Raw genomic sequence first — 13,209 nt, 5'->3', positions numbered from 1 at the left:
ACCGGCGCGGTCCGTACCCCAGGGACCGCTGATGTCTCCGGGGTTCTGGTTGCATCACGCTGCCCTGGAATGGCGAGCAACGCTGGAACGGAATCTGCGCCCGCTCGGGCTCACGCCGACTCAATTCAATCTGCTGGCCTCCACCGGATGGCTGGCCCGCCGCGGCGCGCTCCCCACTCAGCAGCAGTCGGCGGATATGGCGGGTATCGACCGGATGATGGCGTCCCGAGTGATCCGCGTCCTGGAGGAGCGCGGCATGCTGCGGCGCCACCCCGACCCCGCCGACGCCCGCGCCTTCCGGCTCGAACTCACATCCGCGGGAAGGGAATTGGCGGCCGTGGCGATCCGGGTCGCGGTAGACACCGACGAGCAGATCTTCGGCGCCGATGCTGAACTGCTGCGCGAACACCTCCGGCCGATCGCCGCCCACCGGGTGCCGGCGAAACGGCAGGCCGAGTGAGGCCCTTACCGCGCAACCCGATCCGAGAACGGCCGAACGGGCGTCCTTGCTGCGGCGCGGGAAGGTTCGCTGTCGCCAAGGCGAACCCTTCGTTCGAACTCCGCGAGAATCAGCGGAAGCAGGCTGCCAGGAGGCCACCCTGGCAGGCGACACCCAGCACTCGTAATCCAAGTTGGTCGGCCGAAGGGGTGATCATGACCGCAGGGTGAGTGGCGGAAGAGCAGCTACAGCGCGAACGGTCACTGCGTCGAGATCAGGCGGCCCGAGGTAGGCGCGGTTGTACGAGCTTCCAAGAATCCGGAGGCGCCGGTGCTGAGCTTCTCGGTCATCGCCTGGCGGGTGTTCTTCACACCGGATCGCGGTAGGGCTGGGTGACCGAGTAGACCAGGCTCGTCGTCACGCTCCCGAAGTCGGCCAGCTGGTCGACCACTTCCTCCAGGTGCTGCATCGAGCGGGCCGCCACCTTCAGGACATAGCAGACATCACCCGTGACGCGCATGCATTCCAGGATCTCGGTGCGCCCGGCCAATAGCTTGCGCAGTGGATCGTGGTGGCTGCCCGGGTACTTCAACCTGAGGTCGGCCAGGATCGGGTAGCCGAGTTTGCCGAGATCAATGCTGGCCCGGTAGCCGGTTATCACGCCGGACTCGGACAGCCTGCGCACCCGCTCGGTCACGGCCGAGGCGCTCAGGTTGACCCGCTTGCCCAGCTCGGTGAACGATATTCGGGCATCCCGCTGCAACTCGGCGAGAATCGCCAGGTCAATCTCATCCACCGGGATTTTCTCGGTCATCGGGCGAATATACCCGGGTTTTCCCGGCGGAACCGGCTCAACTCCGGTCAATCTCTCTTCTGCTCCGCCGCATTCCGAAATACGCTTCCTCCTGGATCTGCACCGGCACTGACCAGGGAGAATGCGATGAAGTTAGGTGTCTACCTGCCCAACAACGGTCCCGGCACCGACCCCGATCTGCTCCTGCGCTGGGCGCGGACCGTGGAGGGCCTCGGCTATGACCTCTTACTGACCTCCGACCATGTCGCGGTCACCGACGACGTGGCCGCGCAGTATCCGGCCCCGTTCTACGAGCCGTTCACCTTGCTCTCCTGGCTCGCCGCGGCGACCACCCGGATCACGTTGGGCACAACCGTGCTGATCATCCCGTACCGGCATCCGCTGGTGACCGCACGGATGGTCGGCAACCTCGACCAGCTCTCCGGCGGGCGGTTCGTGTTCGGGGTCGGTTCCGGCTGGGCCGAGCAGGAGTTCGAGGCGCTGGGCATCTCGCACGCCCAGCGGGGAGCGATCACCGACGACTATCTCGCTGCCATCCGCACCCATCTGGCCAATGACATCGCCGCGCATGACGGTAAGTTCGCGAGTTTCTCCGGCGTGCATACAGCGCCGCGGTCGACGCCGCCGATCTGGGTGGGTGGCAACAGTCCGGCCGCGCTGAGCCGGACCATCGATTTCGGCGACGCCTGGCACCCGCTGGACCGGTCGGTCGACTGGCTGCGCGAAACCCTGCCGCAACTGGCCAGGCTGGCCGCCGACAAGGGGCGGCCGACCCCTGGCCTCGCGCCCCGGATCAAGGTCCGCGGCAATGTGCCGCACACGCTGGAAACCCTGCGGGCACTGAAGGATTTGGGCGCGGAAGCCGTCATCCTGGATACCTACGATGACGACGATCCACAGCAGACCCCGACCCCGAACCGGGCCTGGCGCGACCTGGCCGAAATCATCAACACCGCAAGGAACCACGATGTCATCCGACAGTGAGGCCAGCACGAAGTTCGACTCGGTGAACCAAGCCGCGACGATCAACTTCGAGAAGGGCTTGATCAGCGGACTTCGGAGGCCAGCTTCAGCCCGGCACCGATGAGCACACCGGCCGTGACCCGGTCGAGCCAAGCACGGATGCGATCGCGGAGCAAGATGCCGCGGGCTTTGGTGGCCACCGAGATCAGTACAGAGAACCAGATCCTATTGTCCCTATTGTCCCTATTGTCGCTGTGCCCCTGGGCAGGAACTGGGGCAAGATGCTGATGTAGAACAACCCGACCTTCGGGTTGAGCAGGTTGGTCATCAGCCTGCTAAGGAGAGCGCTGATGCTCCGGATGGGAGCAGCGGTTAACCTTATGGTCAAGAGTCGAAGTATGAGATCGATACCGGGGCAACGATTTCCAGACAGCGACGCTTCCCAGCCAGATCAAGTAGATCGCTCCCGCGATGCGGACCGTGTTGTAGGCGGTATTCGAAGCCGCGAGCAGCGCGGCGAGCCCGGCAAGGCCAGCGGTGGCCCAGACCAGGTATCCGAGGGTGATACCAACGACGGTGAACGCTCCAGCCCGACGGTCGGCGAGCAACGTGTGCCGCAGCACAACATGGTGTCGATTCCCGGGGTCACCACACCCAGCATGGCAACAAGTGTCCAGGTCGAAATGGCGGTGCTCGACATCGCGTCCTTCATCGGTTGCCTTGTGCGGGCCCCAGATTCGATAACAGCACGAGTTGACGTCGACGGCCAGGGCGGCAATTCAAGACGCTTTCCGCGTAGTGGTCCCTGCTGCTGGCCAGCCCCTGAGACGAGGAGAACGGCGGCGACCCGGCCTGCCGTGGTCGTGCTGTCCGAACCGACGGTCAGCCACCACCTCGAGCCAGCTCCGCAAAGCCGGGCTCATGGCGCCGAACACGCCGTCCTCACCGGGCACACCGGCTCGGTTGGGCGGTGGCCTGCACCACGCTCGACGGACACCCGGTCGCCGTCACAGCGGTCGGCATACCAACGTTAGATCGCGATCTGAGACCGGATGCGAACCCGCGATGAATAACGGTTGCTATCGCCATCTCGAACAGCTCCACACCAGGGTGCAGGCCGGTTGAGATCCGGGTCAGGACAGCGCTGTCGGCCGCAGTGTGCTGTCGGGTTTCAGGTGTCCGTCAGGGTCGAGGTCGGCGAGCACGGCGGGCAGGCCGGTGGCAAGCATCGTGCGGCGGACCCTCCCCAGCAGTGTGGACAACAGGAAGCCACCGACACCGGTGTATCCGGTGTGGTCGTAGGTGAAACGGGTGCCGTCGGCCGTGGGCTGCAGGCGGTAGGTCACCGTGGTGAGCCGGCCGTCCTCGCCGCTGGTCCAGGTGTAGCGGAACAAATGCGGTGGGTCGATGTCGAGAACCTCGCAATCGACGACGCCGTTCCAGCCCGGGGTCGGCTTACCAATGAACTGGAACCGGGCGCCCGGTTCGGGCCGAAAGCCCACGGGACGACCGCCCCGGCCCGTCGCGGTCCACAGCGGGACCAGGTCCGGGTCGGTGACCGCCCGCCAGACCTGAATCGGCGTGTAGGGGTAGTCGCGAACGATGCGGATGTCGCTCATCAGATGCTCCTGAACAGCAGAAATGATCAAATTTTTTCTGTGACTGTAAAATAGTAACAGGAACTTTCAGTGACTGAACTAATGTGGGCTCATGGCTGGGCGGAATGCCGCTGAGGCGGTCCCGATGGAGGGTGTGCGGCAGCGCAAGAAACGGTTGATGCGCGAGCGACTGTCGGATACCGCCACCCGGATGTTCCTGACGCGGGGATTCGATGCCGTCACAGTGTCCGAGGTGGCCGCCGCGTGCGGGGTGTCGGAGAAGACGGTGTTCAACTACTTCCCGAGCAAGGAAGCTTTGATCCTGGACCGGCTCGAGTCCGCGGTCGATTCGATCCGCGACGGACTGGCCAACTCCGCAACCCCCCCGGTCGCAACACTTGTGCGGATCCTCGAGCGCCAAACACGCGCCATCACGGCCACTCTGATGTCCGGTCGGCCCGAAGATGCCGTCCGGGTCCGACGATTCAGCGACCTGTTACACAGCACCCCTGCGCTGCGCGCCTACCAGAGCGACATGATGGGCCGCTTCGCCGAGGCCGCCGCGGCCACGCTCGCTGCTCGGGCCGGCTTGTCCTCCGGCGATCCAGAACCACAGATCGCCGCGCATGCGCTACTGGGTCTGTGGCGGGTGCAAGCCGACAGCCTGCACCGACACCTCGCTCAGGACCACCCGCCCGAACTCATCTGCGAGGCGGTCATCGCAGACCTTCACCGCGCCGCCCGACTGCTGGAAAACGGTGTCGGCGCATGGGATCGGTCGCCTCGACGAGCAAACCACCCACCGCGACCGGATACCGCATAGCGCCCACCGTCGCCACTTCGGCAGGCACAAGGCCTGTTCGATGTGAGCATTGCACGCCACGCCACCCCTCCGACCCCCGGCTGTGTATCACATTTCGTACCATCCGATAATTGACTGATTCTGGCCGGGATCAAGCCCCACCGCCAGTCCTGAGTAGCCGATGAGCGTGTGCCGCAGGTCTCGAGCGCACGCACCGCTGGTCGGGCCGCTGGCGTAGGGCAATCCGGATCCGCCGGTACGTGCGCACCCGAACCGGGACGAGATGGCCCGCGGGCGGCCGGAGTACGCGCGACACGAAACATGATCGCGCGCAACATCACCGACCTGGAATCCAGACAAACGAACCAGCACCCTGTCGGAGACACGACCTAGTTACCGAGAACTGCTTCGTGAGCAAATGACCTCGCCGCTGTCGGCTGCCAGGGGCAAGGGACCACTTCGGAGCCGTTTTGCCATCGAGTATGGGTTCTGGCGCACGAAGCGTGACGGCGCCGGTCGGCGTGTTGCTGTCCGACCGCCGCCGGTGGTAATAGTGGCACGCGTGCGCTGGTGATCTTGTGCGAAAGTTGTTGCCACACTTGGACTCTGTGGCGATCGGCGATGTCCGGAGTGACGCCGACGGGGTGGTAGTGGAGGCTGTGGTTGCCACGTCGATGGCCCGGTGCCCTGGATGTGGAACGGTATCCGGGCGTGTGCATTCCCGTTACCGGCGTCGGTTGGCCGATGCTGCGGTTGCCGGGCGGACGATGGTGCTGTCGCTGGTCGTGCGGCGTTTCTTCTGCGGGAATACCGATTGTGCAGCAAAGACTTTCGCCGAACAAGTGGATGGTCTCACCACCAAACGGTCACGCCGGACCACTCAGCTGACCTCGATGCTGACCACGATCGGGCTGGCCCTGGCCGGACGCGCTGGTGCACGCTTGGCGCGGCGGCTCGGATTGTCTGCCAGCCGCGACACCCTGCTGCGACTGGTCCGTGGAGTACCCGATCCGCCAGTCGGCGCTGTAAAAGTCCTGGGTGTTGACGATTTCGCCATCAGACGCGGCCGCAGGTACGGAACCGTGTTGCTGGACATGGCCACGCACCGCCCGATCGACATCCTCGACGATCGGGAGGCCGACACCTTGGCAGCGTGGCTGTCGGCGCACCCAGGAATCGAAGTTATCACCCGGGACCGCGCCGGCGCCTATGCCCAGGGAGCCAGACGCGGTGCGCCGCAGGCCATTCAATGTGCCGATCGCTGGCATCTGTGGCACAACCTGGGCCAAGCGGTGGAGAAAACCGTCATCGCACACCGTGAGTGCGTGCGCGAAGCATGCACTGCAACAATAGTTTCCCGAACCCAGCTTCGACCAACCCGATCAGCCTGCCTCGACGCCGATTCGGTTCCGCAGGTACAAGCATCCGAGACCGGCGATCGGTTCGGGCAGTTGCGGGCCCGCACCGTCGAGCGTTACCAGGCGGTGCAGGAGTTGCGCAGCCAGGGCATGGGCCTGCGCACGATCGCGAAAGAGCTCGGAATTGACCGGAAAACGGCCCGGCGATTCGCCACCGCGGCCGACGCGGAAGACGTGATCGCCGCTGCCACCTCCCGGGCTGCGTTGCTGGACGATTTCGTTCCCCACCTGCTCACGAGCTGGAACGCGGGATGCACCGACGTCGCGGTCCTCACCCAGGAGCTTCGTGGGCTCGGTTATCGGGGCAGCCAGCGCACCGTCTACCGCTACCTACAGCCCTACCGCGCCGGCCGGAGGAGAACACGGGCAGCCGCGGTCCCCTCCGCCGCGCCGAAGATCCGGGCTGTGACCGCGTGGATCATGCGGGACCCGGACACGCTGGCCAGCGAAGACGCACAGCAGCTCACGGGAATTCTGGCCAGCTGCCCGGAACTCGGGGCCACCCGCCGCCACGTCGGCGCGTTCGCCGTCATGATGCGCGACCTACGCGGTGACCGTCTTCCCGAATGGATGGCACAGGTTCGCGCCGACAACCTGCCCGCGCTGCACTCGTTCGTCACCGGGCTTCAACACGACTTCGCCGCAGTCACCGCCGGACTCACTCTCCCGTGGAGCAATGGTCCTGTTGAAGGCACAGTTAATAAACTCAAGCACCAAAAGCGCCAGTGCTTCGGCCGGGCCAAACTGGATCTGCTGCGCAAGCGCCTACTTCTCAGCCACGCCACCGTCGGCCAGGACCTCCCGGTGAAATGATCACGCTTCCCGCGCCAGAACCCGAGTATGGGACCACCCTGTTTGCCACTGATGGGACCACCTGACTAGCGGTTTTGCCAGTTATGGGACCATCCGGCGTGGCACGGGGGTTTCCGGTCGCTCGGCCGCTGTATTGGCCAGATGAGCTACCGGGAGGTTTCGGTGATCGAGATCAGGGAGATGCTGCGGCTGTGGCTGCAGGGTCGCGGGTTGCGGGAGGTGGCCCGCCTGTCGGGCACCGACCGCAAGACCGTGCGCCGGTATGTCGAGCGAGCCCAGTCGTGTGGCGTGGACCGCGACGAGGGCGTGGAGCAGTTGACCGACGAGTTGCTGGCGGCGGTGATCGCCGGGGTTCGCCGGTCGCGGCCGAACGGCAAGAGCGATGTATGGGAGACACTCGCGGGTCAGTCCGAGCAGATCAAGGAGTGGCTGGATCAGGGCCTGACCCTGACCAAGATCCACATTCTGCTCGCCCGCCGTGGCGTGACAGTGTCGTATCGGACGTTGAACCGTTACGCCACAACCGAATTGGGGTTCGGCAAGCGGCGCACGACCGTGCGGGTGGCCGACTGCGAACCCGGCGCGGAAGTGCAGGTCGACTTCGGCCGGCTCGGGCTGCTGACCGATGTCGAGGGCCGTCGGCGGGTGGTGAAGGGGCTGATCTTCACCGCGGTGTATTCGCGGCACATGTTCGTGTTCCCGACCTACCGGGAAACGCTCAACGACGTCATCGCCGGGTTCGAAGCCGCCTGGGTGTTCTTCGACGGCGTGTTCGCTGTCGCGATTCCGGACAATATGAAGGCGATCGTGGATCGCGCGAACGCGACCGATCCGAGGTTGAACGATTCGTTTCGCGAATATGCCGAGTTTCGTGGGTTCGTGGTGGATCCGGCCAGGGTCCGCAGCCCGCAGGACAAGCCGCGCGTCGAACGCTGCGTTCCTTATGCACGGTCGAATTTCTTTGCCGGAGAACAATTCCGGGACCTTCAGGACTGCCGGAAACGCGCGCAGCGGTGGTGCCGTGAGACCGCGGGAATGCGCATCCACGGCACCACGCGGCTACGCCCGGCCGAAGTGTTCGCCACCGACGAGCATCCGAAGCTCACACCGTTGTCCGACACCGTATTCGACGTCCCGACCTGGGTGAATCCGAAAGTTGCGCCGGACCGGCATGTTCAGATCTCCCGGGCTCTCTACAGTATCCCCGGTGATCTGGTCGGGCAGCGGCTCAGCGCCCGCGTCGATTCGCAGACCGTCAAGCTCTACTTCCGTGGTGAGCTGATCAAAGTCCACCCCAAGGTTGGGCCCGGTCGTCGGCAGACCGATCCGGCGGACCTGCCCAGCGAGCTCACCGCCTATGCGATGCGGGATTTGAATACGTTGCAACGCAAAGCATTAGACCACGGCGCTCATGTCGGCGCCTACGCGGCGGCGGTGCTCGAGCATCCGCTGCCCTGGACCAAGATGCGGCAGGTCTATCGGCTGCTCGGGCTGGTGCGCCGCCACGGCGCCGACGCCCTCGATGACGCCTGCCGCCGCGCCCTGGACGCGGAGGTCATCGATGTCGGGGTCATCGACCGCATGCTCACCCGCGGCACCACCGGCCAGCAACTGACCCTGCTGCCGCCACCGGCACCGTCCCGGTTCGTCCGTTCCACCACCGACTTCTCTGTCAGGAGGCCCTCATGAGCACCACCCGCCGTCCCGCAGCGGCCCCGGCGGTCAAACCGATCGAGGTCACCCCGGAGCTGAAATCGCTGATGCGCAGGCTCAAGCTCGGCCAGCTCCTGGACACCCTGCCCGAACGCCTGGCCCTCGCGCGGTCGAATCGGTTGCCGCACCACGACTTCCTGGAAATGCTGTTCGCCGACGAGGTCACCCGCCGCGACCGGCAATCCGAGCAACGCCGCGCCACGACCGCCCACCTGGACCCGCAGATGCACCTGGCCGCATGGGACGATTCGACTGCGGTGACCTTCGACCGCGAACTCTGGGCTGAGCTGTGTTCGCTGCGGTTCCTCGCCGACGCCTACAACGTATTGATTATGGGTCCGGTCGGGGTCGGAAAGACGTTCCTGGCCAACGCATTAGGACACATCGCGGTCCGCCGCCACCATACCGTTCACACCGAACGTGTCGACAAACTGTTCAAACGGCTGCGCGGCGCGCGTCTGGACGGCAGCTACGAAGACGAGATGCGCAAACTGCACCGCGTCGACCTGCTGATCCTCGACGACCTGGCCTTGCACCGGCTCGAAGCGGTCGAGACCAACGATTTCTACGAGTTGATCGTCGAACGCCACCGCAAAGCCTCCACCGTGATCACCAGCAACCGCGAACCTCCCGAGATCCTGACCATGATGGCCGACCCGCTCCTGGCCCAAGGTGGACGTCACCATGGATCATCGGCGCTTTCGCGGCTGGTTTCCTGCTTTTCGTTGCATTCGCGATCATCGAAAAGTGGAGCAGCGATCCTCTGGTGCCTTACCGGCTGGTGCGCAATCGACCCCTGCTTGTCGCCACTGCGATCGCCTTCATGTTCATGGCTACATTCGGCTCGTTGCTGTACTTTCTATCCCTCTACTTTCAGGATGTTCGCGGCTACAACGCCCTCGAAACCGGTGTCGGTTTTCTGCTTCCTACCACAGTGGTCGTCGTGGGGTCCTCATTGGCAGGCAGGGTAATAACCAGGTTCGGGCTCAGCCGCACATTGCTTGCCGCCCTGGCAATCGGGGCTATCGGCGCGATCGGTCTGGCTCTGGCACTGACACGTGAAAGCTCCTACGCCACGCTCGTACCCGGCCTGATAGCGGTCAGCATCGGTGATGGCGTGGTGTTCACGGGGGTCTTCATTGCCGCCGCGACCGGGGTATCCAGCGACGAGCAGGGCGTCGCGTCCGCAATCGCATCAACCGGCTCCGGCATCGGGGCCGCCACTGGGCTCGCGGTGCTGGTTCTGGTCGCGAACATCGGAGTCCGCCAAACCTCCGGCGAGGACCTTCGAGCTGCGCAGGCCGCGGGTATCGGAATGGCCGTTTTTCTCATCGCGGCGGGAATCGTGTTCACACTCGTCCTCGCCTGGCAACTTCGCTCGCCGCACGACCGAAGCCCGACCAAGTCTGATGCCAGCGCGAAATCCGTGTCTGGTAGGGCGACGTCGCCGGGTAGCGTCGGTGCAGGCGACCAGGTCGCGCCGCCCCGATGGCGGCGTTCGACGCGGTGGAGAGTGCGGCGCTGATGTGGTCTCGTCTCGACCGACGACCTACGCAACGGCGCGGTAGGCGGCGAGTTCGGCGAGGTAGGCCGGTGTGGTCGCCTCGTCCGGGAAAGCCGCCTCGAAAAAGCTGCGGGCGAGCGTGAAGATCTGATCATCGGTCGGCTCCAGCGCTGCCGCGGCTACTTCCAGATTCTCCTGCACGTAGCTGCCGAAATAGGCCGGGTCGTCCGAGTTCACCGTCGCGACAAGTCCAGCCTCCAGCAGCGGGTGCATACCGAGATGTCCTGCATTCGCCGTCTACAGCGCCACGAAAGCCACGGTCAGCTACCTCTTCCGCGCGCTCTGCAGCGAACTCGCACCGACCGGCGTGCGCGTCACCGACGTCGAGCGCCCGGCGGCGTCGCTACCGAACTGTTCGACCACGCCACCCACCCCAAACTCCGCCAGCGCACGATCAGCGCAGCAGATAGCGGGACCCTGCTCACCGCCGACGCCGTCGCCGACACCATCAGCTGCGCCGTCACCTGCCCCGCCCACATCTGCCTCAATCTCAGCTCACGGTCGTGCCACGCACCCAACCCCACTGCGCGTGAATGCCGTATTACGTGATGCGAGTGCGTATTTCGCGTCCGAGCTCGGCCAGACCCGGAGGTGCTTGTGCGGTTCGTGAAAGATCACCCGCAGCACTCGGTCGAGCTCGTTGCGGGTGCTGGGCATCGCGTCGTCGACATTCTATGGCTGGCTGGCCCAAGCGAAGAGCCCGTCGCAGCGGCGACCGGCCGATGAACACTTGCTGGCCGAGATCGTCGACATCCACACCAGTTCCGGTGGCACTTACCGATCCCCGCGAGTGCATGCGATGCTGCGCCGCCGCGGTATCGCTGTCGGCCGCAAGCGAGTCGAGCGGCGATGCGGCAGGCGGGACTGCAGGGCGCGTTCCTGCGCAAGAAATGGCGCATCCCCTCGACACGGCAGGATCGCCGCGCTACGCCGGCACCGGATCTGGTCCACCGCGACTTCACCGCCGACATTCCGGACCGGTTGTGGGTGGCGGATGCGACGCGGATCCAGACCGGTGAGGGCGTGTTCTGGCTGGCGGCGGTCCGCGATGCGTTTTCCAACTCCGATCGTGGGCTGTAAATGCTCGGACCGCTGCGACACCGAGCTGGTGCTCGGCGCGCTCGAGTACGCGGTGTGGGTGCGCGACGGGCAGCTGGTGCATCATTCCGACCGCGGCTCGACCTACACGGCGATACGCTTCGCGAACCGATTGGCCGACAACGGAATTGCCCAATCGATGGGGTCGGTTGGCGACAGCTACGACAATGCGCTCATGGAGAATTTCTTCTCCATGCTGAAGACCGAGCTGGTCTATCGAAACTCTTGGCGCACAAGGGAAGACGCGGAGAACGCCCTGTTCTCTACATTGATGGCTGGTACAACACCCAACGCATCCAGAAGAAACTGGATTGGCGATCACCGGACGAGTACGAGGCCAGCTACCATCAAAGAGTTCCAGCCGGAACCAGATAATCCACTCTCCGGCTCAGCGGGGAGAACCTCACCGACCCAGCCCATGGACTGCACCACCCCGAACGCCCGGCATACCGCGCCGAGGGCGGCAGCGGTGTATTGCTGCTGCCGCGATCGGAATGGAATTTCACCCCATCCACGGCGTCGACCCCGCCGCGCGTGACAGCGGCCATTCGCGGTGCCGCGCAAGACAATTCGGCATCATCGTGGGAGCTGGTGGCGTAGCCGAGCAGCCGGCCGGAGAACCGGTCCTCCACCGTTGCCGAATACAGTTTCCCCTCGATCGTGGAAATTCCGGTGACGTCGCCGACCACAACACGTCCGGGGCGACCGAGGTCAACTGGCCGCCGCACCAGATCGCGTGCCCCGGGCCGTTTCCCTTGCCGGGGCAGGCTCCTGCGCCTCGGTGGCTCCCTTGCCATCCAACCGTTTCCGGCCATGAACCTCGCGATAGTGTCGTCCGACACGCGCCAGCCGGCCGCGCAACTCATAGCCGATCCGCGGGCTGCCAAAGGTGCGACCCGAATCCACGAAGATCCGCTCGATCTCCCCGGCCACCCGGTTACAGCGCTGCTGGCGCGGTGTCACGGGCCGGTCGTTCCACTTGCAGAACAGGACTCCGACACGTTCAGCGGCCCAGCAGGAAACAGCGCGGCACACCGTGATCGGTCCTGTGGGGGCGATGGGCACGGCCACGCTAACCGGGTCGCCTCCTTCACCCACAGAACTACCGATCGCCCCAAAACATCGCGCTCTGGAGCCGGCTCGGCATTCTCACCGCGCAGCCACAGCAACTCCTGACACTCGGACTCACTCAACCAAACACCAGCGCCCTCATCGCGGGCTCGCCGGTCACGGGCCATCAAGCCTTTCCTCTATGATCCGGCCTCCACGACAAGAGGGGGATCGCAATTTGCTGGTCAGTCGGACGGTTGCGGCGTAGGCAGGGCTGCGTCAAGCAACTGGGAACCAATCTCCGATGCCCCTGGCAAGCAGGTCGAAGGCGCGTTCTGCCTCGGCGACTGCTACCGGATGCCGCTGGGATGCGCTCTGGCCGTTGACCAGTGCGTGCCAGTTGGCCTCGCTGAGGTTGCGTTGCACCGCGATGATCGCGCTGGCCGCCAGCCGCGGGTCCAACTCCTTTGATGGCCCGAGTGTCTGGGCGAGTGCAACCTCTCCGCTGGTGAGGAAATGGGCGAGGCGAGCGGTCAGCGCTGGGGTACTCAGCACCAGTCGATAGCAGGCCAGCACCTCGGGGGCGTCGCACAGGCCGGTGCTGGGTTCATGATTGTCCAGGCCGGCGCGGAAGGCGGCTCGCAGGGCAGCCAGGGGCGTCTGCCCGTGTGCCCGATTTCGTACCACGCGGGCAGCCTCATCGACATGGTCGGCGAACCGGTGTACGACGAGGTCCTCCTTCGAGGGAAAGTATTTGAACAGCGTGCGCTTTGACACCTCCGCGGCGGCTGCGATGTCCACAACCGACACCGCGTCGAACCCGTCAGCGAGAAACAGCCGGAGAGCGGCGTCGGAGATAGCTGCGTGAGTGTGCTGCCTCTTGCGCTCACGCAGGCCCGGTTCAGGGGTCATGTCAGGTAGTCTAACCGAAATATAA

At 65.0% G+C, this 13,209-nt stretch carries 15 protein-coding genes and 4 pseudogenes; 12 read left to right on the top strand and 7 right to left on the bottom strand.

Annotation, left to right across the window (positions count from 1 at the left end):
- Positions 1–31: 31 nt before the first annotated feature.
- Entirely contained in the window at positions 32–460 is a 429-nt protein-coding gene (locus tag AC5WS7_RS04395; protein ID WP_495953003.1) for a MarR family winged helix-turn-helix transcriptional regulator, read from the top strand.
- Positions 461–679: 219 nt separating this feature from the next.
- Positions 680–835 (top strand): annotated as a pseudogene (locus AC5WS7_RS04390) (DUF397 domain-containing protein); the annotation flags it as partial.
- Here the strand turns inward: AC5WS7_RS04390 and AC5WS7_RS04385 are convergent.
- Positions 807–1,253: an Lrp/AsnC family transcriptional regulator gene (locus AC5WS7_RS04385; protein WP_495953002.1), complete on the bottom strand. Its 447-nt coding sequence runs from the start codon at positions 1,251–1,253 to the stop codon at positions 807–809. The pseudogene AC5WS7_RS04390 and the gene AC5WS7_RS04385 sit on opposite strands and share 29 nt — an antisense overlap.
- Positions 1,254–1,379: 126 nt before the next feature.
- Here AC5WS7_RS04385 and AC5WS7_RS04380 point away from each other — a divergent pair, with 126 nt between their 5' ends.
- Positions 1,380–2,237 carry a TIGR03619 family F420-dependent LLM class oxidoreductase gene (locus AC5WS7_RS04380; protein WP_495953001.1) on the top strand — a complete coding sequence of 286 codons (858 nt, stop codon included), beginning with the start codon at positions 1,380–1,382 and terminating at the stop codon, positions 2,235–2,237.
- A 314-nt stretch (positions 2,238–2,551) separates the two neighbouring features.
- On the opposite strand, the gene AC5WS7_RS04375 is transcribed toward AC5WS7_RS04380, so the two are convergent.
- Positions 2,552–2,893, bottom strand: coding sequence for a LysE family translocator (locus AC5WS7_RS04375; RefSeq protein ID WP_495953743.1), 342 nt, complete (start codon positions 2,891–2,893; stop codon positions 2,552–2,554).
- A gap of 456 nt (positions 2,894–3,349) precedes the next feature.
- Positions 3,350–3,835, bottom strand: a complete 486-nt coding sequence (locus AC5WS7_RS04370; RefSeq protein ID WP_495953000.1) for an SRPBCC family protein — start codon at positions 3,833–3,835, stop codon at positions 3,350–3,352.
- 91 nt (positions 3,836–3,926) lie between these two features.
- On the opposite strand from AC5WS7_RS04370, the gene AC5WS7_RS04365 reads away from it, so the two are divergent.
- The 5 genes and pseudogenes from AC5WS7_RS04365 to AC5WS7_RS04345 all read left to right on the top strand — a co-directional run bounded on the left by AC5WS7_RS04365 (position 3,927) and on the right by AC5WS7_RS04345 (position 10,085).
- The gene (locus tag AC5WS7_RS04365) at positions 3,927–4,637 is read left to right on the top strand and encodes a TetR family transcriptional regulator (protein WP_495952999.1); all 711 of its coding nucleotides are present in this window, start codon (positions 3,927–3,929) and stop codon (positions 4,635–4,637) included.
- 557 nt (positions 4,638–5,194) lie between these two features.
- A complete protein-coding gene (locus AC5WS7_RS04360; protein WP_495952998.1) occupies positions 5,195–6,847 on the top strand; it encodes an ISL3 family transposase in 1,653 nt (550 codons plus the stop codon).
- 141 nt (positions 6,848–6,988) lie between these two features.
- Positions 6,989–8,536: an IS21 family transposase gene (gene istA, locus AC5WS7_RS04355; protein WP_495952997.1), complete on the top strand. Its 1,548-nt coding sequence runs from the start codon at positions 6,989–6,991 to the stop codon at positions 8,534–8,536.
- A pseudogene (locus AC5WS7_RS04350) lies at positions 8,533–9,273 on the top strand (ATP-binding protein); the annotation flags it as partial. The gene istA and the pseudogene AC5WS7_RS04350, both read left to right, overlap by 4 nt.
- A complete protein-coding gene (locus AC5WS7_RS04345; RefSeq protein WP_495953742.1) occupies positions 9,249–10,085 on the top strand; it encodes an MFS transporter in 837 nt (278 codons plus the stop codon). The pseudogene AC5WS7_RS04350 and the gene AC5WS7_RS04345, both read left to right, overlap by 25 nt.
- A 24-nt stretch (positions 10,086–10,109) precedes the next feature.
- Here the strand turns inward: AC5WS7_RS04345 and AC5WS7_RS04340 are convergent, their stop codons facing one another.
- The gene (locus tag AC5WS7_RS04340; protein WP_495952996.1) at positions 10,110–10,337 is read right to left on the bottom strand and encodes a hypothetical protein; all 228 of its coding nucleotides are present in this window, start codon (positions 10,335–10,337) and stop codon (positions 10,110–10,112) included.
- On the opposite strand from AC5WS7_RS04340, the gene AC5WS7_RS04335 reads away from it, so the two are divergent.
- The 4 genes and pseudogenes from AC5WS7_RS04335 to AC5WS7_RS04320 form a co-directional block, all read left to right on the top strand.
- Positions 10,336–10,734, top strand: coding sequence for a hypothetical protein (locus AC5WS7_RS04335; RefSeq protein WP_495953741.1), 399 nt, complete (start codon positions 10,336–10,338; stop codon positions 10,732–10,734). The genes AC5WS7_RS04340 and AC5WS7_RS04335 overlap by 2 nt on opposite strands.
- A gap of 36 nt (positions 10,735–10,770) precedes the next feature.
- Positions 10,771–10,941 (top strand): annotated as a pseudogene (locus AC5WS7_RS04330) (IS3 family transposase); the annotation flags it as partial.
- Between the two features lie 32 nt (positions 10,942–10,973).
- Positions 10,974–11,204, top strand: a complete 231-nt coding sequence (locus tag AC5WS7_RS04325) for a hypothetical protein (RefSeq protein WP_495953791.1) — start codon at positions 10,974–10,976, stop codon at positions 11,202–11,204.
- Positions 11,119–11,319, top strand: a pseudogene (locus AC5WS7_RS04320) (hypothetical protein); the annotation flags it as partial. The gene AC5WS7_RS04325 and the pseudogene AC5WS7_RS04320, both read left to right, overlap by 86 nt.
- A gap of 250 nt (positions 11,320–11,569) precedes the next feature.
- Here AC5WS7_RS04320 and AC5WS7_RS04315 read toward each other — a convergent pair.
- From AC5WS7_RS04315 to AC5WS7_RS04305, 3 genes are all read right to left on the bottom strand, one after another.
- On the bottom strand, positions 11,570–12,019 hold the full coding sequence (locus tag AC5WS7_RS04315; protein WP_495953740.1) for a DDE-type integrase/transposase/recombinase: 450 nt from the start codon (positions 12,017–12,019) through the stop codon (positions 11,570–11,572).
- Entirely contained in the window at positions 11,934–12,293 is a 360-nt protein-coding gene (locus tag AC5WS7_RS04310; protein ID WP_495953790.1) for a hypothetical protein, read from the bottom strand. The genes AC5WS7_RS04315 and AC5WS7_RS04310 overlap by 86 nt, the downstream gene beginning before the upstream one ends.
- Positions 12,294–12,551: 258 nt before the next feature.
- A complete protein-coding gene (locus AC5WS7_RS04305) occupies positions 12,552–13,184 on the bottom strand; it encodes a TetR/AcrR family transcriptional regulator (protein WP_495952995.1) in 633 nt (210 codons plus the stop codon).
- Between the last annotated feature and the right edge of the window lie 25 nt (positions 13,185–13,209).

The sequence above is a fragment of the Nocardia sp. PLKS1-43 genome, from assembly GCF_059510335.1.
The sequence above is the reverse complement of the archived record's forward strand: the minus strand, read 5'-3'. Positions and strand labels throughout refer to the sequence as shown.

Coding starts and splice junctions, on each gene's coding strand:
- AC5WS7_RS04380 (WP_495953001.1), top strand. CDS start 1,380: ATGAAGTTAGGTGTCTACCTGCCCAACAACGGTCCCGGCACCGACCCC.
- AC5WS7_RS04370 (WP_495953000.1), bottom strand. CDS start 3,835: ATGAGCGACATCCGCATCGTTCGCGACTACCCCTACACGCCGATTCAG.
- AC5WS7_RS04385 (WP_495953002.1), bottom strand. CDS start 1,253: ATGACCGAGAAAATCCCGGTGGATGAGATTGACCTGGCGATTCTCGCC.
- AC5WS7_RS04315 (WP_495953740.1), bottom strand. CDS start 12,019: ATGGCAAGGGAGCCACCGAGGCGCAGGAGCCTGCCCCGGCAAGGGAAA.
- AC5WS7_RS04395 (WP_495953003.1), top strand. CDS start 32: ATGTCTCCGGGGTTCTGGTTGCATCACGCTGCCCTGGAATGGCGAGCA.
- AC5WS7_RS04305 (WP_495952995.1), bottom strand. CDS start 13,184: ATGACCCCTGAACCGGGCCTGCGTGAGCGCAAGAGGCAGCACACTCAC.
- AC5WS7_RS04365 (WP_495952999.1), top strand. CDS start 3,927: ATGGCTGGGCGGAATGCCGCTGAGGCGGTCCCGATGGAGGGTGTGCGG.
- istA (WP_495952997.1), top strand. CDS start 6,989: ATGAGCTACCGGGAGGTTTCGGTGATCGAGATCAGGGAGATGCTGCGG.
- AC5WS7_RS04325 (WP_495953791.1), top strand. CDS start 10,974: ATGCGGCAGGCGGGACTGCAGGGCGCGTTCCTGCGCAAGAAATGGCGC.
- AC5WS7_RS04340 (WP_495952996.1), bottom strand. CDS start 10,337: ATGCACCCGCTGCTGGAGGCTGGACTTGTCGCGACGGTGAACTCGGAC.